General features: G+C 68.0%; 17 protein-coding genes, 1 tRNA gene and 1 pseudogene. 10 read left to right on the top strand and 9 right to left on the bottom strand.

Going from position 1 to position 19,841, the window contains the following annotated elements:
• The first annotated feature begins 18 nt into the window (after positions 1-18).
• Both T428_RS34335 and T428_RS35710 read left to right on the top strand, forming a co-directional pair.
• On the top strand, positions 19-321 hold the full coding sequence (locus T428_RS34335; protein ID WP_025736324.1) for a TadE family type IV pilus minor pilin: 303 nt from the start codon (positions 19-21) through the stop codon (positions 319-321).
• A gap of 31 nt (positions 322-352) precedes the next feature.
• Positions 353-529: a pilus assembly protein TadG-related protein gene (locus T428_RS35710; RefSeq protein WP_342666193.1), complete on the top strand. Its 177-nt coding sequence runs from the start codon at positions 353-355 to the stop codon at positions 527-529.
• A gap of 120 nt (positions 530-649) precedes the next feature.
• On the opposite strand, the gene T428_RS0109680 is transcribed toward T428_RS35710, so the two are convergent.
• Complete coding sequence (locus T428_RS0109680) at positions 650-1,687, bottom strand: PAS domain-containing protein (RefSeq protein WP_025736323.1); 1,038 nt, start codon at positions 1,685-1,687, stop codon at positions 650-652.
• Between the two features lie 310 nt (positions 1,688-1,997).
• Positions 1,998-4,301: a DEAD/DEAH box helicase gene (locus tag T428_RS26905; RefSeq protein WP_036467609.1), complete on the bottom strand. Its 2,304-nt coding sequence runs from the start codon at positions 4,299-4,301 to the stop codon at positions 1,998-2,000.
• A 248-nt stretch (positions 4,302-4,549) separates the two neighbouring features.
• Here T428_RS26905 and cspA point away from each other — a divergent pair, with 248 nt between their 5' ends.
• The 3 genes from cspA to topA all read left to right on the top strand — a co-directional run bounded on the left by cspA (position 4,550) and on the right by topA (position 8,492).
• Entirely contained in the window at positions 4,550-4,753 is a 204-nt protein-coding gene (gene cspA, locus T428_RS0109670) for a cold shock protein CspA (RefSeq protein ID WP_007166602.1), read from the top strand.
• A 177-nt stretch (positions 4,754-4,930) separates the two neighbouring features.
• On the top strand, positions 4,931-5,521 hold the full coding sequence (locus T428_RS0109665) for a hypothetical protein (protein ID WP_025736322.1): 591 nt from the start codon (positions 4,931-4,933) through the stop codon (positions 5,519-5,521).
• 181 nt (positions 5,522-5,702) lie between these two features.
• Positions 5,703-8,492, top strand: a complete 2,790-nt coding sequence (gene topA, locus T428_RS0109660; RefSeq protein ID WP_025736321.1) for a type I DNA topoisomerase — start codon at positions 5,703-5,705, stop codon at positions 8,490-8,492.
• Positions 8,493-8,502: 10 nt separating this feature from the next.
• Here the strand turns inward: topA and T428_RS0109655 are convergent, their stop codons facing one another.
• On the bottom strand, positions 8,503-10,164 hold the full coding sequence (locus tag T428_RS0109655) for an adenylate/guanylate cyclase domain-containing protein (protein WP_156942918.1): 1,662 nt from the start codon (positions 10,162-10,164) through the stop codon (positions 8,503-8,505).
• A gap of 110 nt (positions 10,165-10,274) precedes the next feature.
• Here T428_RS0109655 and T428_RS0109650 point away from each other — a divergent pair, with 110 nt between their 5' ends.
• The 3 genes from T428_RS0109650 to T428_RS0109640 all read left to right on the top strand — a co-directional run bounded on the left by T428_RS0109650 (position 10,275) and on the right by T428_RS0109640 (position 12,016).
• Positions 10,275-11,492, top strand: coding sequence for a DNA polymerase III subunit delta' (locus tag T428_RS0109650; RefSeq protein ID WP_025736319.1), 1,218 nt, complete (start codon positions 10,275-10,277; stop codon positions 11,490-11,492).
• 55 nt (positions 11,493-11,547) lie between these two features.
• A tRNA-Thr gene (locus tag T428_RS0109645) sits at positions 11,548-11,620 on the top strand.
• Between the two features lie 84 nt (positions 11,621-11,704).
• Complete coding sequence (locus T428_RS0109640) at positions 11,705-12,016, top strand: hypothetical protein (protein WP_025736318.1); 312 nt, start codon at positions 11,705-11,707, stop codon at positions 12,014-12,016.
• A gap of 12 nt (positions 12,017-12,028) precedes the next feature.
• Here T428_RS0109640 and T428_RS0109635 read toward each other — a convergent pair whose 3' ends face one another.
• Complete coding sequence (locus tag T428_RS0109635) at positions 12,029-13,819, bottom strand: hypothetical protein (protein WP_051465181.1); 1,791 nt, start codon at positions 13,817-13,819, stop codon at positions 12,029-12,031.
• 32 nt (positions 13,820-13,851) lie between these two features.
• Between T428_RS0109635 and T428_RS0109630 the strand changes: the two genes are divergently transcribed.
• Positions 13,852-14,796 carry a GDP-mannose 4,6-dehydratase gene (locus T428_RS0109630; RefSeq protein ID WP_025736316.1) on the top strand — a complete coding sequence of 315 codons (945 nt, stop codon included), beginning with the start codon at positions 13,852-13,854 and terminating at the stop codon, positions 14,794-14,796.
• Between the two features lie 97 nt (positions 14,797-14,893).
• Here the strand turns inward: T428_RS0109630 and T428_RS0109625 are convergent, their stop codons facing one another.
• From T428_RS0109625 to T428_RS0109615, 3 genes are read right to left on the bottom strand one after another with little or no spacing between them, the layout of a single operon-like run.
• Entirely contained in the window at positions 14,894-15,235 is a 342-nt protein-coding gene (locus T428_RS0109625; RefSeq protein ID WP_025736315.1) for a DUF2304 domain-containing protein, read from the bottom strand.
• Complete coding sequence (locus T428_RS0109620; RefSeq protein ID WP_025736314.1) at positions 15,232-15,933, bottom strand: glycosyltransferase family 2 protein; 702 nt, start codon at positions 15,931-15,933, stop codon at positions 15,232-15,234. Before T428_RS0109620 ends, T428_RS0109625 begins: the two co-directional genes overlap by 4 nt.
• 13 nt (positions 15,934-15,946) lie before the next feature.
• Positions 15,947-17,242, bottom strand: coding sequence for a polysaccharide biosynthesis protein (locus T428_RS0109615; protein WP_025736313.1), 1,296 nt, complete (start codon positions 17,240-17,242; stop codon positions 15,947-15,949).
• A gap of 127 nt (positions 17,243-17,369) precedes the next feature.
• On the opposite strand from T428_RS0109615, the gene T428_RS0109610 reads away from it, so the two are divergent.
• The gene (locus tag T428_RS0109610; RefSeq protein ID WP_025736312.1) at positions 17,370-18,452 is read left to right on the top strand and encodes a DUF475 domain-containing protein; all 1,083 of its coding nucleotides are present in this window, start codon (positions 17,370-17,372) and stop codon (positions 18,450-18,452) included.
• 5 nt (positions 18,453-18,457) lie between these two features.
• Here the strand turns inward: T428_RS0109610 and T428_RS26900 are convergent.
• Both T428_RS26900 and T428_RS0109600 read right to left on the bottom strand, forming a co-directional pair.
• Positions 18,458-19,174: pseudogene (locus tag T428_RS26900) on the bottom strand (hypothetical protein).
• A gap of 47 nt (positions 19,175-19,221) precedes the next feature.
• Entirely contained in the window at positions 19,222-19,710 is a 489-nt protein-coding gene (locus T428_RS0109600; protein ID WP_025736311.1) for an inorganic diphosphatase, read from the bottom strand.
• Positions 19,711-19,841 lie beyond the last annotated feature (131 nt).

Raw genomic sequence — 19,841 nt, 5'->3', positions numbered from 1 at the left:
TGCCGTGGTGCGAGCACCGTGGAAGCGGTATTGGCGATCGCCGCGCTGGTTACCGTGCTGGTGGGATGCCTGGCCGGCATCAATGCCGTGTCGATGCAGGTTCGCTGTGTCGAGGCCGCCCGCGAGGCCGCCCGACTGGCCGCGCGTGGCGACGAACGTTCGGCGCTCGCCGCGGCCCGGCGCATCGCCCCGGGCGGATCGCGGGTCCAGGTCCGCCGCGACGGAGACTTCCTGGTGGCCACGGTGGTGGCGCACTCGAAGGTGCTGCCCGCGTTGGACATCAGCGCCAACGCGGTCTCGGCGGCGGAGCCTTCGGGATGACCGCGGTTCGGCGACCGTACTCGCGGCGGCGATGGTCGCGGTGCTGCTGTGCGTCACGGCTGCCGGTGCGTACCTCGGATCCGCGGTGGTGGCACGCCATCGCGCGCAGGCGGCCGCGGACCTGGCCGCGCTGGCCGCCGCGGCGCGGCTGCCTTCCGGAGCCGAGGCGGCCTGCGCCCGGGCCAGTGCGGTGGCCCGCGGCATGTGAATCGGCGATGTAGGCTGCCGGGCCGACGATCTCGACGTCGTCGTCACCGTGCGCGTCGCGGCACTGTTCGGCGGGGTGGCCGAGGCCGCCGCCCGGGCCGGGCCGGTCGACGCGCCATGATCAGGCGCTGCCTTCCGCAGCCGTTGGTAGCCCGGCGTTGGCCAGCTCCTCGTCGCTGGGCAAGCGCAGCGAGAGCAGCCCGACGAAGGTGTCGGGTTCGAGTTCCACGCGGTTGGCCGTCACATGCACCGGCACCCACTTGCCGTCGAAGCCGCGCATCCGCAGCATGCGGTTAGTCGATCCCCTACCGAATTCCTTTGTCATCGACGACATTTGGTGCACGTCATCGGGATGGACCTTCGGCTGGTCTTTGTCGGCGCCCCGCCAGTCGTAAAAGGTGCAAGGCGCGTCGAGCCACTTCAGCAGGGTCCAGTTGTTCAGGTCGACGAGCGCCCGGTGCACTCCGCCCTGCCGTAGCCCGTTGAGGATTCGCAGGGCCAGGTCGTCGGTGGAGACAATCGGGCCGTTGAGCTCGGCGCGCCAGTTCATCGCGCGGGCGACCAGGTGGTCCTTGCCGTTCGGCCCGGGTTCCAGCGCGCTGCGGCCAATGAAGCCTATCCGGATAGGATTTCCCTGCCAGTCGGTGAGATCCCAAGTGCTGCAGATAGTTTGGCCCGGCACTGCCTTGACCGCCATGGCAAGCACTTTGGTTTCGTTCGGATTGAGCTCCCGCGAAGGGAGGTCTTCGGCAAACGCCCGGCCGAAAATGACTTCGACGTCGGGGTTCTTGCCGCTGATCGCCAGCGACTCGCGGGTGTCGGTGGCCACCCCAAGGGTCAAGTCCCACTTCAGCGGGCCCGCGGTGGGCCGCTCGGGTGGCTCGATGTCGGCGGGTCCGGTCCACACGTGCACACCGTGGATGCAGCCGTCCGACATGACGACCGGTTCGGTGCGGATCACCCGGTCGTGCTTGGGAGTGATGCTGGTCAGGCTCTGCCCGCTGCGCATCGACTCCGCGATCGCGGTGCGGACGGCGGCGAGGTGGGGACTGCGGCGGAGAAAAGTCGTGATCGGGACAAGGTTCTTGAGTTGCCGCCCCTGTGCTACCACGGCGGGCTCGTCCCCCAGTGTCTCCACGAGCAACCAGTCGTGGGCCATGCGGTCAATTTTAGGGCGCACCCGGACTCGGAGGGATCCCCGGGCGGACGGTCATTGCGCCAGCAAATCCGTCGCGACACCGGTTCGGCGATAGGTCGAATCGACTTCGCCGCCGCTAAGTTACTGGTAAGTTTGCAAACGCCATCACAGCCTTGGTAGGTTTTCTGCTCCGGCCGTTGGTCGCGCTTTGAGACAGCATGCTGGCGTTTCTTCGGTAAACGGAAACGCATTCGGCGGTTGTTGTATGCAGTTCCGTGGAGGTCGACCGTCGAGGGGTCGGTCGCCGTCCGTGGATTGCTCGGCGCGATCGCTACGGCAACTCCCCCAGCACGAGCCTGAGCACTTGCACAGCGCCCGCCTTGTCCAGCGGGTCATTACCGTTGCCGCATTTGGGGGACTGCACGCAGGATGGACAGCCCATCGGGCATTCACACGCCTCGATGGCCGCGGCGGTGGCACTGAGCCAGGTTCGTGCTTGGCGGAATCCGCATTCGGCGAATCCCGCTCCGCCCGGGTACCCGTCGTAGACGAACACGCTGGGCTCGCCCAACGGGCCGACCGCGGTGGACATCCCGCCGATATCCCCGCGGTCGCAGCTGGCCACCAACGGTAGCAGCCCAATCGCGGCGTGTTCGGCCGCGTGCAACGAGCCGGGAATCCGCGCTGCATCAATTCCATTGCTCGCCAACGCTTCCGGTGTGATCGTGTACATCACCGCGATGGTGTCCAGGACGTGCTCGGGCATGTCCAGCTCGACGAAATCGATGACCTCACCGGACAACCGCCGACGCAGATAGCCCACGACCTGGTGAATGACCCGGACCGGCACCACGCCCAGAGTCACCGCACCGAACGTCGACTGCTCGCCGGTGCCCGTGACCTTGATGTCGGTGATTTCGCGCGCAAACGTTGCATAGCCGGGATCCTCGGCGTGCACGAACGCGATCGCGTCGTCGAGATCCAGCGAATCGACGACATACGTGTCGCCCTGGTGCAGATAAACCGCGCCCGGGTGCACCGAGGCGGGCGCCTGCCCGACTCCGGTGCTGCCCAGCAGCCGCCCGGTGTCGGCTTCCACGATGACGACCTGGCCGCCCGTCGAGCCTCGGATGTCCACCGCCCCATGCGGTTCTAGGCCCGGTGCGGGGAAGTACTTGTCGCCGCGGCGGCGCAACAGCCCGTCGTCGACCAGTCCCTCGGCCACGCCTGCGGCACCGAACTCTCGAACTTCTGCCTCGTCGAGCGGTAATTCTGTTGCAGCACAAAGTAGTTGGGGACCGAGAAGGTAGGGGTTGGCCGGGTCGATCACCACCCGTTCGACCGGCTTGCCCAGCAGCGCTGCGGGATTGTGCACCAGATACGTGTCCAGCGGGTCGTCGCGGGCGATCAGCACCACCAGCGCGCCCTGCCCGCGCCGCCCCGACCGGCCGGCCTGTTGCCAAAACGAGGCGACCGTGCCGGGAAATCCGGCCAGCACCACCGCGTCCAGTCCGGCGATGTCGACGCCCAATTCCAGCGCGTTGGTGGTGGCCAGGCCCCGCAACCGGCCCTCGGCCAGCGCGCGCTCCAGCGCGTTGCGGTCCTCGGCGAGATAACCGGCCCGGTATGAGGCGACCTGCTGCGACAGGTCCGGGGCGACGTCGTCCAGCCGCGCCCGGGCGCCCAGCGCGGTCAATTCGGCCGCCCGCCGGGAGCGCACGAACGTCAGGGTCTGCGCGCCCTCGGCGATCAGGTCGGCCATCACCCGGGCCGCCTCGACACCGGCCGAACGGCGCACCGGGGCGCCGTGCTCACCGGTGACGTCGGTGCGCAGCGCGGGCTCCCACAGCGCGACGGTGCGTTCACCCTGCGGTGAGCCGTCTTCGGTGACCTCTTCGACGGGCAGGCCGATCAGTTCGGACGCTGTCGTGCCGGGTGAATCCGTCGTCGCACTGGCGAAAATCACCGTCGGCGCGCTGGAGTACCGCGCACACAGGCGCAACAGCCGGCGCAGTACCATCGCCACGTTGGAGCCGAAAACACCGCGGTAGTAATGGCATTCGTCGACGATCACGAAGCGCAGGCCGCGCAGGAACACGGCCCAGCGCGGATGATTCCGCAAAATGGACAAGTGGATCATGTCCGGGTTGGAAAACAGCCAGCGGGAGCGCTCGCGCGCGAAGCGGCGCACCTCGGCGAGACTGTCCCCGTCGTAGGCGACCGGCGCCGCGTCGGCCAGTTTCGGCACGGCGGCCGTCAGTGCGTGCGCGGCGCGCAACTGGTCGTGACCAAGGGCTTTCGTCGGCGACAGGTACAGCACTCGGGCCAACGGATCCGTCGCCAGCGCATTGAGCACCGGCAATTGATAGGCCAGCGACTTGCCCGACGCGGTGCCGGTGCTGACCACGACATGACGCCCGGCGTGGGCCAATTCGGCGGCCTGCGCCTGGTGTGACCACGGCGCGCTGATGCCACGGGCGGTGAAGGCCGCGATGACGTCGGATTCGGCCCATTCCGGCCACCTGTGGGGCCGGCCGGTCCGGGCCGGCAGCTCCGCGACGTGGCGCAGCGGATGCTCGTCCGGCGCGGTTCCGGCGAGCGCGACGGCGAGCAGGTCGCTGCCGAAACTCGCCACGTCGCACCCTCCAAGAATCAGTCGGGGACACAAGTCTGTCGCCGACGCGTTGAACGTGATTGACTGTTTGCGGTCGTAGCTTCTGTGTTCGTGTCAAAACTTCGCAGGATCGACGTTGCGACCCGCGGTTCCTGCGAGGTTAACGTTCGGGTGAAGTTCCGACGACTCCGCGAGGTATGGCGGCGACAACGGGCCCGGGGCACCGAAAAGCGGTGCTCCGAACCTTGAAGAAAAGGAAAGATCGAGAAATGCCACAGGGAACTGTGAAGTGGTTCAACGCGGAGAAGGGGTTCGGTTTCATCGCCCCCGAGGATGGTTCCGCGGATGTTTTTGTCCACTACACGGAGATCCAGGGTTCGGGCTTCCGCACCCTCGAAGAAAATCAGAAGGTCGAGTTTGAGATCGGCCACAGCCCTAAGGGCCCCCAGGCCACCGGAGTCCGCTCCGTCTAATCGAGCGGATTCTGACGAAAACCCCCCGTGCAACCCGCTTTGCGGGTGCCGCCGGGGGGTTTTCACTATCTATTCACTCCCGGGCAACCTTCGGCCCCAAGCGGGCGACACGCCGGGTGTCCCGGCGCGCCGGATGCCTCAAAGCGGCGACGGGCAGGCTGGCTTACTGTCGATGTGGTGAGCCAGCTTTCCTTCTTCACTGCGGAGGCGGTGCCGCCCGCGGTCGCCGACCTGTGCGGGGTGCTGGCGGCTTCTGGCCAAATCGTGACGGTGGGCGCTGCCGAGGGTCGTGGCGCCCGGCTGTCGGTCGTCGTGGACCAGCAGTGGCGCGCCTCGGCTCTGGCCGAGATGATCGCCGAGGCCGGCTTGGTCCCCGAAATCGGCCGCACCGACGAGGACACGCCCCTGGTGCGGACCGCGGTCGACCCGTCGCTGACGGCGATCGCCGCCGAATGGACGCGCGGGGCGGTCAAGACTGTGCCGCCCCGATGGCTGCCCGGCCCGCGCGAGTTGCGGGCCTGGACCATCGCGGCCGGCACGCCGGAGGGCGACCACTATCAACTGGGCCTGGATCCACACGCCCCGGACACCCATTCGCCGCTGGCCTCGGCGCTGATGCGGGTCGGGATCGCGCCCACCTTGATCGGCACCCGCGGCGGGCGCCCGGCGCTGCGGATCAGCGGACGCCGCAGGCTATCGCGGCTGGTAGAGAACGTGGGGGAACATCCCGACGGCGCCGAGGCGTCGGCGCTGTGGCCGCGGGTCTAGCCCGCCCGCCCGGGGAGTCGGTTTGCGTCGGCCTGCCTCCGGGTGCGAAATTGTCAGGTGCCCGAAGGGTAGGAACGTCGGCGTATTTGAATTTCAGCGGAATTTCAGACGTCTGCCTGTCATTCTTCCTCCCAGGGCGGTCCCGCACGGGACCGGGAGCAGATATGGAGCGTAAGCGCAGGTGGCTGACCCGACATCAGGCCGCGACGGCAGCGGCAATGGCAGCCGGAGGCGACTTGTCATCGTCGAGTCGCCGACGAAAGCGCGCAAACTCGCGAGCTATCTGGGCTCCACCTACATCGTCGAATCGTCGCGAGGACACATCCGCGACCTGCCCCGAGCCGCCGCCGACGTGCCGGCCAAGTACAAGTCGGAGCCCTGGGCGCGGCTCGGAGTCAACGTCGACGCCGACTTCGAACCGCTCTACATCATCAGCCCGGAAAAGAAGAGCACGGTCACCGAGCTCAAGGGCCTGTTGAAGGACGTCGACGAGCTCTACCTGGCCACCGATGGTGACCGCGAGGGCGAGGCCATCGCCTGGCACCTGATGGAGACGCTGAAGCCGCGCATCCCGGTCAAGCGGATGGTGTTCCACGAGATCACCGAGCCCGCCATCCTCGAGGCCGCGCAAAACCCCCGCGACCTCGACATCGACCTGGTCGACGCGCAGGAAACCCGCCGCATTCTGGACCGCTTGTACGGCTACGAGGTCAGTCCGGTGCTGTGGAAGAAGGTCGCGCCCCGGTTGTCGGCGGGCCGGGTGCAGTCCGTGGCCACCCGCATCATCGTGCAGCGCGAACGCGACCGCATGGCGTTCCGCAGCGCGTCGTACTGGGACATTCTGGCCCAGCTGGACGCCAGCATCTCCGACCCCGACGCGCAGCCGCCCACCTTCACCGCCCGGCTGACCTCCCTCGACGGACTGCGGGTCGCCACCGGCCGCGATTTCGACTCGCTGGGCGTCCTGCGCAAGGCCGACGAAGCCGTGGTGCTCGACGAAGCACGAGCCACGGAGCTGGCCGCGGGTCTGCGCGGCTCGCAGCTGTCGGTGGCCTCGGTCGAGGAGAAGCCCTACACCCGCCGCCCGTACGCGCCGTTCATGACGTCGACGCTGCAGCAGGAGGCCGGCCGCAAGCTGCGCTTCTCGTCCGAGCGGACGATGAGCATCGCCCAGCGGCTCTACGAAAACGGCTACATCACCTATATGCGTACCGACTCGACGACGCTGTCGCAGTCGGCGATCAACGCGGCCCGCACCCAGGCCAGCCAGCTTTACGGCGACGAGTACGTGTCCCCGTCGCCGCGCCAGTACACCCGCAAGGTCAAAAACGCCCAGGAGGCGCACGAGGCGATCCGCCCGGCGGGCGAAACGTTCGCCACCCCGGACGCCGTGTGCCGCGAGCTCGACGGCGACGAGTTCCGTCTCTACGAGCTGATCTGGCAGCGCACGGTCGCCTCGCAGATGGCCGACGCGCGCGGGACCACGCTGAGTCTGCGGATCAACGGCCAATCCGGCGACCGGCCGGTGGTGTTCTCCGCGACCGGGCGGACCATCACCTTCGCCGGCTTCCTGAAGGCCTACGTCGAGACCGTCGACGAGCTGGCCGGCGGCGAGGCCGACGATGCCGAGCGCCGGCTGCCCCACCTCACGGAGGAACAGCGGTTGGCGGCCCTCGAGCTCACCCCCGACGGCCACGCCACCAACCCGCCGGCCCGCTACACCGAGGCCTCGCTGGTCAAGGCCCTCGAGGAGCTGGGTATCGGCCGCCCGTCGACGTACTCGTCGATCATCAAGACCATCCAGGACCGCGGCTACGTGCACAAGAAGGGCAGCGCGCTGGTGCCCTCGTGGGTCGCGTTCGCCGTCACGGGTCTGCTGGAACAGCATTTCGGCCGACTCGTCGACTACGACTTCACCGCGGCGATGGAAGACGAGCTCGACGCGATCGCGTCCGGCAACGAGCAACGCACCAACTGGCTCAACAACTTCTACTTCGGCGGCGACCACGGCGTGCAGGATTCGGTGGCGCGCGCCGGCGGGCTCAAGAAGCTCGTCGGGGTCAACTTGGAGGGTATCGACGCCCGAGAAGTCAACTCCATCAAGCTGTTTGACGATTCGGAGGGGCGTCCGGTTTACGTCCGGGTCGGTAAGAACGGGCCGTACCTGGAGCGCACGATCCTCGGCGACGACGGGAAGGCAAAGCCGCAGCGCGCCAACCTCAACGATTCGCTGACTCCCGACGAGTTGACGCTGGAGGTGGCCGAGGAGCTTTTCGCCACTCCGCAAGAGGGCCGCTCGCTGGGGATTGACCCGGAGACCGGCCACGAAATCGTCGCCAAGGACGGCCGTTACGGGCCGTACGTCACCGAGGTGCTGCCCGAACCGCCTCCGGAGGACGGCGAGGCGGCCCCGGCGAAAAAAGGCAAGAAGCCGACCGGCCCCAAGCCCAGAACCGGGTCGCTGCTACGCACCATGGATTTGCAGACGGTCACGCTCGAGGACGCGTTGCGGCTGCTCTCGCTGCCCCGGGTGGTCGGTGTCGATCCTGCCTCGGGCGAGGAGATCACCGCGCAGAACGGCCGCTACGGCCCATACCTGAAGCGCGGCACGGATTCTCGTTCGCTGGCGACCGAGGAGATGATGTTCGACATCACCCTCGATGAGGCGCTGAAGATCTACTCCGAGCCGAAACGACGTGGCCGGCAAAGTGCTTCGGCCCCGCCGCTACGCGAGCTGGGCAATGACCCGGTGTCGGGTAAGCCAATGGTGGTGAAGGACGGGCGATTTGGGCCCTATGTTACCGACGGCGAGACTAACGCCAGCCTCCGCAAGGGCGACGACGTGATGTCGATTACCGACCAGCGCGCCGCCGAGCTGTTGGCCGACCGGCGGGCCCGGAGTCCGGTGAAACGGCCCGCCAAGAAAAGCGCGCGGAAGGCCCCGGCGAAAAAGGCCGCCAAGCGCGGTTAGCGCCTGCCGATCACATAATCTCGCTGGCTACATCTTTAACGGCGCGCGGTGGTGTCGAAACACCCGGCGGGGCAGCAAGATTCAACGGCCGGGCCAGTTGAGTAGGCGCGGCGCGGCCGCGTAGCTCGACGACCTCGCCGACATCCCAGCACAGCGCCTCGGAGTCCAGCGCGCCGCTGACCGCGATCGCCGACGCCAGCACATGCCCGGGTTCGAGCTTGGCCAGCTCGGTCAGCCGGGCCGCCTCGTTGACCGGGTCGCCGATCACGGTGTACTCGAAGCGGGCCTGGGCGCCGATATGGCCGGCGATGGCTCGTCCGGAGGACACTCCGATGCCGAACTCGGCCGCTCCGATCACCGGCAGGAGCTCGTCGTGCAGCTCGCGGGCCGCCGCCAGCGCGCTACCGGAGGCGTCCAGGTGTTCGATGGGTGCGCCGAAGATGGCCAGCGCGGCATCACCCTGGAACTTGTTGACGAAGCCGCCGTGGCGCCCTACGGTGTCGACCACCACCCGGAAGAAGTCATTGAGCAGGTGGACCACCTCGGCGGGCGGTCGCGTCGCGGCCAGCTGCGTCGAGCCGACCAGGTCGACGAACAGCACCGCGACGTCGCGCTCCTGGCCGCCCAATTCGGTGCCGCGCTCCAGCGCCCGGCGGGCCACGTCCTCGCCGACGTAGCGGCCGAACAGGTCGCGCAGCCGCTGCCGCTCGGCCAGGTCACGAACCATGTCGTTGAATCCGGCTTGCAGCAGGCCGAGCTCGCTGGCGTCGTAGATCTGCATGTGCGCGTTGTAGTTGCCGCGCTGCACCTCCGAGAGCGCCCAGCGCAGCTGGCGCAGCGGGTCGGCGATGGACATGGCCACCAGCAAGGTGCTGATCAGCCCGACGCCCAGCGCGGTCAGCGCCAGCAACAGGATCGGATTGAACAAGCTTTCCGGTGCGGCGCGCAGCAGCGAAATCTTGTCGGCCACCACGGCGAGCACGATCGCCAGCAGCGGCACGGCGGTGGACAGCATCCAGGTCAGGATCTGGCGCAGGATGACGCCGGGCGCCTTGGCGTTCTCCGGCACCCCACTGCGCAGGGCGGCCACGGCCACCGGCCGCAATACTCGCTCGGATTGCAGGTAGCCGATGATCGCGGTGGCCGCCGCCCCCAACGCGGTGGCGACGGTGACGACGGGCGCGGCGAACCGGGCCACCGACCAGCTGGCGACGACGAACACCACGCCGCCGATACACCAGTACACAACGGTGCTCAGGGTGCGGTAATAAGGCATGCGCAGGGCGCGGCTGCGGGCCAGTTCGGTGGCGGCCGGGTCGGCCTCGGCAAGCATGTTGTCGCGGCGCTGCCAGCGGAACACCGGCATCAGCAGCCGGAGGTTGACCACCACACCGACAAGGAACAAGATGACCAGCGAGCCGGCGAAGATCGCCAGGTTCATGGTCGGCAGATCCTGCAATTGAATACGGTCCTCCGGCGGCAGGCCGTAGCGCAGGAAGCCGAGCACGAACAGCGCGCCGATGATGTCGGCCTGCAGCATGCTCAGCGAGAACAGCGGCCACGGCGTGCGCACCACCCACCGGACGAACGCACTGATTCGCCCGGGAAGAGCGCCCGGTGTTGCCACCAACCCACCGTATCGGTCGGCAGGGACTAGTCGGCAACCCTTAATTGCTTTGGCAACTCGTCCGGTCCTGGCGAAATGCCGGAGAAGATCACGGAATTGTCGCGATACGGTAGCCGGCGGGTGGACGTCGGTCTGTCTCACTAGTGTTGCCGGTGATGTCCGGAGTGTTTACGCGGTTGGTAGGCCAGGAAGCCGTCGAGGCCGCGTTGCTGGCCGCCGCGCGCGCCGCCCGAAGTGATCCCGATCACAGCGTCGCGGACCACGGGACTATGACACATGCGTGGCTGATCACCGGGCCACCCGGTTCGGGACGATCGGTCGCCGCGCTGTGCTTCGCGGCCGCGCTGCAATGCACCTCTTCGGCCGCGGAGGGAGGCCCCGGCTGCGGGCGCTGCCGGGCCTGCACCACGACGATGGCCGGCACCCACGCCGACGTCCGCCGGGTGATCCCCGAAGGCCTGTCCATCGGCGTCGACGAGATGCGCTCGATCGTGCAGATCGCTTCGCGGCGCCCGACCACCGGGCACTGGCAGATCGTGGTGGTCGAAGACGCCGATCGGTTGACCGAAGGCGCCGCCAACGCGTTGCTGAAGGTGGTCGAGGAACCGCCGCCGTCGACGGTGTTCCTGCTGTGCGCGCCGTCGGTCGATCCCGAGGACATCGCGATCACGCTGCGGTCCCGATGCCGGCACGTCGCGTTGGTGACGCCGTCGCCCGAGTCGATCGCGCAGGTGCTGATCGACAGCGACGGGCTGAGTGCCGAAACGGCCAACTGGGCGGCGTCGGTCAGCGGTGGCCACGTGGGGCGGGCGCGTCGGCTGGCGACCGATGCGGAGGCCCGGGACCGACGCGAGCGGGCGCTGGGGCTGGTGCGCGATGCCGCGACCCCCGCGCGCGCCTACGCCGCCGCCGAGGAGTTGGTGGCCGCGGCCGAGACCGAGGCCGTCGTATTGACCGCTGACCGTGCCGAGGCCGAGACCGAGGAGCTGCGGACGGCGCTGGGGGCCGGCGGTACGGGCAAGGGCACCGCCGGGCCCATGCGCGGCGCCGCCGGGGCGATCAAGGATCTCGAGCGACGGCAGAAGTCTCGCCAGACCAGGGCGTCGCGCGACGCGCTGGACCGGGCGCTGATCGACCTGGCGACGTACTTCCGCGACGCGCTGGTGGTGTCCGCGCGGGCGGGCGGGGTGCGCGCCAACCATCCGGACATGGCCGAGCGGGTCGCGGCGCTGGCCGCGCATGCCCCGCCCGAGCGGCTGCTGCGCTGCATCGAGGCGGTGCTGGAATGCCGCGAAGCGCTGGCCGTCAACGTCAAGCCCAAGTTCGCCGTCGACGCCATGGTGGCCACCATCGGGCAAGAACTACGGGTTTGAAATTGGGCCCGCGCGCCCGCCTGCCGTAGACTCGTGCCGCCCCGCTGAGGGGCGCGCCGCCTTAGCTCAGTCGGTAGAGCGATTCACTCGTAATGAATAGGTCGGGGGTTCGATTCCCCCAGGCGGCTCTCGTCGGACCACCGTGAGGTGGGTCACCATCGCCCGTGATTGGGCAGTGTTTGCGGTCCTGCTCGCGTTGCAATCGCCATACGGTGGCACCCGATCCGAGCGAGGCCGACATGCTGCACAACAACCAATCCCGTAACCCGGTCGGCGAGGCGGCGTGGATCGCGGCGGGCATCGTCGTGCTGTTGGCTTTCGGCGATGTGCTGGTCCTGTCGGCTCTCGGGCTTGCGATCGTGGGCATGACCGTCGCCTGGCTGGCCTGTCGTAAGGTGCCGCACGACGGGCAGGGCAACGAGGCGTTAGCCTCGGTCACCCACATCCGCTCCGCATCGGCGGCACCGCGCCCGCCGACCACGACCCGGGCGCCAGCGGCGTGGCACGGGCCCAGCGCCGCGTAGCCGCAGGCGAACTCAGGCCGGCGTCAGAAAGCCCACCGGTCCCGCCGCGACGCACAATGCCAGGGCAGTCGTGTTGGCGCGCACCATGATCGCGTTGCCGGCGCCCGGCAGCCGGGCGTACACCCGATTGAGGCCGGGATGCACCGGAACCTTGACGCCCGGGCCCTCCGACAGCGCGATCGTCATCGAGCCGTCGCTGTTGGCCAAGTAGTTGAGTGCGACGGTCCAGTCGGCGGGCAGCAGCGGACCGTCGAGCGCCATGCGTGCCGGCGTGTCCGGTTGGGCGAAGTAGCCGCACTGCGGCAACGGCCCGGGTTTGATGGTCCGAATCCAGCTGACCCGCGCCGGGATCAGCCGCCCAGCGCTGTCGAACATTCGCAATTGTGTTGTCGCCGTGGCGAATTCGGGCCGATCGCGCACCAGGGCGAACATGTGACTGGCCAGATTCTCCGGGTAGGCCACCCGCTGCAGGATCAGCGGGTCGACCTCTTGATCCAGCAGCGGGGCAGTCGAATTGGCATGGGCCGCAGCCAAACTGGCCCGCGCATTGCGCAGATAGCTCCGGGTGGGATTGTCGCGCCAACTGGTCAGAAACGTCGCCGTCGAATACAGGCTGGCGGCGACGAACAATACGGCCAAACCCGTTGCCACCACGGCCCGCAACGGCGACGAGTCCAGCCATCGAAGACTCGACGGCCGGTTCGGTGCGCACAGCCCGACGGCGGCCAACAGCGCCAGCACAACAACGAGATCCGGCAGATACCGCAGGGTTTGGGCGAGTTCGAGCGCGGTCAGCTTCGACGAGCGCATCAGATAGATTGGCACCTGGCAGGCCACCGCGTAACCGGCCGCCGTCAGCCACACCGGGCCGAGGCGTTGCTTGCGGACCAGCGACAGCGCCAGCACCGCGACCAGTGCCAGCCAACCCAGCGCCATCGCCAGCGGCAGGGGAGTGGCCCATGGGGATGCCGGCGCCCATCGGTCCCAGTGCCACGGCCCGCCGGCCAGCCCCGGCACGATGCCGTGGGTGATCGATCGCGACAGCAGGTCCGCGGTCATCGCGACATCGGAACTCCAGCGCTGCTGATCGACCACCGCGAGGTAAAGCGCCACCCAGGCGACCGTCAGGATCAGCGACGCGACCCAGAGCCGCGCACCGCCACGCCAGGCCGTCAGCAATGCGGACTTCTGCCCGCGCACCTGGCACAGCAGCGCGGTGACCGCGAAGGCGACGAACGGAATCACCGCGGCCTTCTCGAAGAACAGCAACCCGCTCAGGTACACCAGCACGCCGGTCAGGGCGTAGCGCTGGTTGCCGGTCCGCACCAGCAGCACGGCGTCGGCGCACACCCAGGCCAGTGCCGCCAGCATGGGCAGCGAATTCAGCGCCGCGGCCCACCAGGCGAACGCCGGCACCCCCAGCGGGGTGAAGAGCGCGAACGTCAGCGGGATCAGCAGCACTCGACGCCAGCCGAGGATCACCTGCAGCGCCCGCAGCAGCGCCAGCGACGCCAGCAGCTGCAACACCACCAGGCTGGTCGCGGGCCCGGTCCAATCCAGCGGACCCAGCCGGATCAGCACACCCGCGATCAAAAACGCCGCCGGCATCACGTGGCCGTCGTGGTCGTCGAACAGATAGGCCGGCGACAGCAGGCCTTCGGTTCCGGCCTTGCCGATCAGGATCAGATCGTCCCAGTAGAAGTAGCCGCCGAAGGCCAGCACCGCACGGATGACCAGCGCGACCACGATCAGCGCGGCCGCCGCCAGGGCGACCCGCGGCATCCGGGTCATGGCGGCGGGCATGGTTATTTCTTACCGGTCGGTATGGTGGGCCGGTGCGCGCACTGGTTACCGGGGCAGCCGGGTTTATCGGGTCCACGCTGGTCGACCGCTTGCTGGCGGATGGCCACGCGGTGGTGAGCCTGGACAACTTCGCGACGGGCAAAGCGCGCAACGTGGAGCACCTGGCCGACAATCCCGACCACGTCTTCGTCGAGGCGGACATCGTCACCGCGGACCTCGAGGCGATTCTCGACGAGCACCGGCCCGAGGTGATATTCCACCTGGCCGCCCAGATCGACGTGCGCCACTCGGTGGCCGAGCCGCAGTTCGACGCCTCGGTCAATGTGGTCGGCACGGTGCGGCTGGCAGAGGCCGCGCGCCGCGCCGGCGTCCGCAAAATCGTGCACACCTCGTCGGGCGGATCCATCTACGGCACCCCGGCGCAGTACCCCACCCCGGAGACCGTGCCCACCGATCCGGCCTCGCCGTATGCCGCGGGCAAAGTGGCGGGCGAGATCTACCTGAACACCTTTCGGCACCTGTACGGCCTGGATTGCTCGCACATCGCGCCGGCCAACGTCTACGGCCCGCGCCAGGATCCACACGGCGAGGCGGGCGTGGTGGCGATCTTCGCCCAGGCGCTGTTGTCCGGCAAGCCCACCAAGGTGTTCGGGGACGGTACCAAGACCCGCGATTACGTGTTCGTAGACGACGTCGTGGACGCCTTCGTCAAGGCCTCCGAGCAGGCCGGCAGCGCGCAGCGTTTCAACATCGGCACCGGCATCGAGACCTCCGACCGCCAGCTGCACACGGCGGTGGCCAAAGCCGTTGGCGCACCGGATGATCCGGAGTTCCATCCGGATCGTCTCGGCGATCTGCGTCGGTCCTGCCTCGACATCAGTTCAGCGGCAAGGGTTTTGGGCTGGCGCCCGCAAGTCGAACTCACCGAGGGCGTGCGCCGCACCGTCGAGTTCTTCCGGCACGCCCGGACCGACTAGCGCCGAACGTGCTCTGGTGCAGAGATTTCGGTGAGATTGTCGCCATGGTTGCACGTTCGACGCACGCCGAGAGGGCGGCTGACGGCCACGAGCACGGCTAACGCGGATCCGGCGCCTGCGCACCCTCCAGCGCGATGGCCCGAGCCAGGCGCGCGTAGCGCAACTCCAGGTCCTTGAACCGCATATAGGTGCTCAGCGTGGTGAAACTGAACGCCATGATCAGCGCGTAGAGCATCAGGTCGGTGCCGCGGCGCACCCCGAACCAGTGCGCGACCACGGTGGTGTCGTCGGGCCGCAACACGGCATAGATGCCGCCCAGTACGAAGAACACGTAGCCGACCTTGACCCAGGCCTTCGACCGAGAGCTGCGGCGCGACCGCAGCAGATAGATCAGCAGCCCGATGATCGACCCGATCAGCAGCACCTGAATCCAGTTCACTTGAGAATCCTCCCTCGCAGGAACCCGTCGAAAATGATGTTTACCCCGTTGAGTAGCGGCTGGCCCTTCGACTTGGAGTATTCGGTGTAGAGCACCTCGATCGGCTGTTCGACTACGCGCCAATGGTTTTCGGCGACCAGCATGATGAACTCGTTGGCATGGCTCATGCCGCTCATCGTGATGTCCAGCCCGTCGGCGACCGTCTTGTTGAACACCCGCAGCCCGTTGTTGGTGTCGGTCAGGCCCAGCCGGTGACCGCGCGGGCTCAACCGCGCGGCGGTCTGCAGTACGATTCGCTTCAGAAACGGCGGCCGGCTGCTCTCCTGCCCGCCGAACCGGGTTCCGATCACGATGTCGACGTCCTCGGCGGCGAGCCGGTCGACCATCGCGGATAGGTCCTTGACGCGATGCTGGCCGTCGGCGTCGAACGTCGCGAACACCCGCGCGCCGGGCTGCTTGCGGGCGTACTCGACGCCGGTCTGAATCGCTGCGCCCTGGCCCAGGTTGACCGGATGGCGCACCACGTGTGCCCCGGCCCGCCTTGCCAGTTCGCCGGTGCCGTCGGTGCTGCCGTCGTCGACGCAGACGACGTTGTCGAAGACCGAGCGCACGTCCGCGATCACCTCGCCGATGACCGTGGCTTCGTTGAAGGCGGGAATGACGATCCAGACGCCGGCGTAATCCGTTTCGATGTTCACAGGGTAGCCAGGATCAGCCGGTTAGGCGCCCGGCGCGCGCCAGCGCCACCAGGTGAACGCCGATTCCCACCAGCGGACCGCACAGCAGCGCGATCACGGTGCGGGTTTCCAACGGCAGCGGCAACAGCAGCAACAGTCCCGACGCCGCGGTGGCCCCGACCCAGCCCAACGCATACGCCCGATGCAGCGCGGCGGCCACCGCCGCGGCACCGGTCAGCGTCAGCATAGCGATTGACAGCGCCGCCCCCGTCAGCCACGCCAACAGGGCGCTGCCGGCGTCGTAGGAAGCGCCGAAGACGACCCGCAGCAGCCACGGGCCCACCAGGCCGGCGGCCAGCACCCCGATCGCGCCGATGCCACCGATGATCGCCGCCGGCGCGAGCAGCGCGCGCAGCCGGTCGCGGCGCGCGTCCACGAAATGCGCGATCAGGTTGCCCTGCATCGCGGTCAACGGCACCAGCATCGGCGCCCGGGTCAACGTCACCACGAGGATGATCACACCGCCTTGTGCCCCAAGCTGATTCGACGTCAGCTTGAGCAGCACCGGGAAACCCATCACCAGGATCGCGCTGGCGCCGGCCGCGGTGATGGAGTGCGCGGTGCCGCGCAGAAACGTCGCGGTGTCGCCGGACGTCAGGAGGCGGGCCGTCGCGCGGGCCCCGGGCGCGGCCGCCAGGATGATCAGCCAGGCCACCGCGCCGGCCACCGTCGCCCACAGGAAACCTGTCAAACCCCAGCCGAGCACGACCGTGGCTACGGCGAGCGCCACCCGCATTACCGCGTCGGTCACCATCAGCGTCCCGTACTGGGTCCACTGATCGGTGCCGGCCAGCATGCCCAGCAGGGTGGCGTGCAGACAGAAACCGGCCAGCCCGACCGACAGCAGCGCCACCGACAACCAGCGCTCGTCGGAGAAGACCCGTGCACCCCACAGCGGCGAGCTGCCCGCGATCACGACGGCCGCGGCGACACCGAGCATCGCGGCGACGCGCAGCGGGTGGTTGCGGAATTCGGGACCCGGCAACGCCTCGACGTAGCGGGTGGCGCGGACCTCGCGAGTGGTCTCTTGCAGCAGTCCGAACGCGGCACCGGTGACCAGCCCGAATGCACCCCAGAACACCCCGAACACCGAGAATCCGCTGGGCGCTAGGTCACGAGCCGCCAGATAGATCACCGCGTAGCCGCACACCGCGGTCAGTGCGGTCGCCGTGCCGACCCGGGCCATGCTGGCGCGCGCGACGGGCCCCCGGGACGCCCCCGCGTCGCCGGCAGCGCCCAGCGGGGACGCCGCACCGCCGACTTCGGTCATCGGGGCGGCGCTTTAGGCCGACAGACCCGATATACCGCCACAATTTGAAAATAGTAAGTGCGTTGCTGCGCTGGCTGGCGGTGACGACCGGGTCCGCCCTAGTGTGGGCGGCTGTCAGGAAGGACCCATGGCCGCCGCTCGCATCTTCGGGATTTCGCTGCTGGTCACGTTGGCGGCCCTCGCGCTGGGGTATTTCCACGGCGGGCTCAATGCCCTGTTTCTGCTGATCGCGCTGGGCATTCTCGAGGTGTCGTTGTCCTTCGACAACGCGATCATCAACGCCGCCGTGCTGAAGCGGATGAGCGCGTTCTGGCGGCAGATGTTCCTGACGATCGGGATGCTGATCGCCGTATTCGGCATGCGGCTGCTCTTCCCGCTGCTCATCGTCTGGGCCACCGCGGGTATCGACCCGGTGCACGCGTTGCAGCTGGCGCTGGATCCGCCGCCGCACGGCGCACTGGAATTCCCGGACGGCTCACCCAGCTATGAAAAGCTGGTGGCGTCGGCCCATCCACAGATCGCGGGGTTCGGCGGGATATTTCTGCTGATGCTGTTCCTGGATTTCGTCGTTCACGACCGAGATATCAAGTGGCTCAAGTGGATTGAGGTTCCATTTGCCCGTATCGGCCGTCTTGGCGAGGTCTCGGTGGTGACTAGCACCGTGGTGCTGGTCCTGGCCGGCACCCAGTTGACCCATTCCAGCGAGGAGTGCGCGACGGTGCTGACGGCCGGGTTGCTCGGCCTGGTGACGTATCTGATCGTCAACGGTTTGAGCCAGGCGTTTCGGCCCGCCGGGGTCGACGACGGTGCCGATCCCTCCGGGCCGGCTCTGGCGGTGGGCAAGGCCGGTCTGACGTTGTTCCTCTACCTCGAGGTGCTGGACGCGGCGTTCTCGTTCGACGGGGTCACCGGCGCCTTCGCGATCACGTCCGACCTGATTGTCATCGCGCTGGGGCTGGGGTTGATCGGTTCGATGTTCGTCCGGTCCATCACGATCTATCTGGTCCAGCAGCAGACGCTGGACCGCTATGTGTACCTGGAACACGGCGCGCACTGGGCGATCGGCGCGCTGTCGCTGATCATGCTGGCGTCCATCGAGCAGCGTTATCAGACCCCCGAGCTGGTGAGCGCTTCGGTCGGCGTCGTCTTCGTCGGCGCGGCGTTCGGGTGGAGCCTGCTGCGCAACCGGCGGGCGGCCCAAGCCCCCTGAGCCGGCTATGCCTCGATCTGCCCGGCGATGCGGCGTTCGATGCTGGTCCGCGCCTGCGCCGGCAACACGACCAGGCCGTCGAGCTCCTTGCCGGCCCGCGCGTAGGCGCTCTGCCGCTCCTGTAGGGTCGCTGCCTCGTCCTGGGCCAGGTGCAGCAGGTGTTGAGCGCGGGCCAGCCGCTGCTGTTCGTCTTCGGAGAAATCGCTGCGGCGCCGGCGAATCGCCTCGGCCTCGGCGATCTCGAAGCTGCTGATGTACTCGTGGACGGCATCGCGGTAGTCGACGTACGCCGCCCGGTCGCCGGCGAAGTCGTCCGGGGAATCCGGGCGCAGCAGGTCCGCGTGCCGCTTGGCCTTATGGAAGGCAATAGTGAGCGGATCGCGCATGTTCGTCATCAGCGGGAAGTCCAGCAATTTGGCGATGTCGACCTGGTACTCCAGCCACCGTGCGTCCGTACGGTCATGTGCCGCAAGAAGTTTCGCGAGATCTCGGCGCGCGCTCTCCTCGTCGACGCGCGCCCGACCGGAGGCGCCCCCGCAAGCGGGAGGTACCCCCAGCGCCACCGCGATCCTGGTCTGCTACTTGAGCCGGTAGCGTTCCTGCCGTCGCTCGGCGCGGCGTTCGTTGGCGGCCACCCCCGCCCGGACACCAGTTCCGATCGCACCCGCGAAGGGGAAGATCAGCCACCAGAAATTCGCGGCGAAATGCAGCACCGGGCTCACCTCGCCAGGATGCCACCGAGAATCGGCGCGCGGTTACGCCAGCAGCGTTAGTGCCCGCCCTCTTTGAACCTGGCGAAGGAGCGTTCCACCTCGGCTTCGGCTTCGGCCCGGCCGACCCAGTCGGCGGCCTTGACGTACTTACCCGGCTCCAGCGCCTTGTACTGGGAGAAGAAGTGCTTGATGACGTCCAACTCGTAGGACGGCACGTCCCCGATGTCCTGGATGTGATCCCACCGGTGGTCGCCGGCCGGGACACACAGCACCTTGTCGTCGCCGCCGGCCTCGTCGACCATCTTGAACATGCCCACCGGCCGTGCCTCGACCAACACCCCCGGGAACACCGACTTCGGCAGCAGCAGCAGCACATCCAGCGGGTCGCCATCCTCGCCGAGGGTGTTCTCGATGAAGCCGTAGTCGGTCGGGTAGACCATCGACGTGTAGAGGTAGCGGTCCAGCTTCACCCGCCCCGTCTCGTGATCGACCTCGTACTTGTTCCGCTGGCCTTTCGGGATCTCGATGACCACGTCGAATTGCACTGTCTGACACTCCTTTGTAGAGAGGAATTGCACTGTCTGACACTCCTTTGTAGAGAGGTAAGTCTGGGCGGACCCGGCTAGATCGGTTCGTCGCGGATCACCCTAGTCGAGCGGGTTTCGGCAGATTCGGC

The organism is Mycobacterium genavense ATCC 51234 (assembly GCF_000526915.1).
GTDB classification, from domain to species: Bacteria; Actinomycetota; Actinomycetes; order Mycobacteriales; family Mycobacteriaceae; genus Mycobacterium; species Mycobacterium genavense.
The sequence above is the reverse complement of the archived record's forward strand: the minus strand, read 5'-3'. Positions and strand labels throughout refer to the sequence as shown.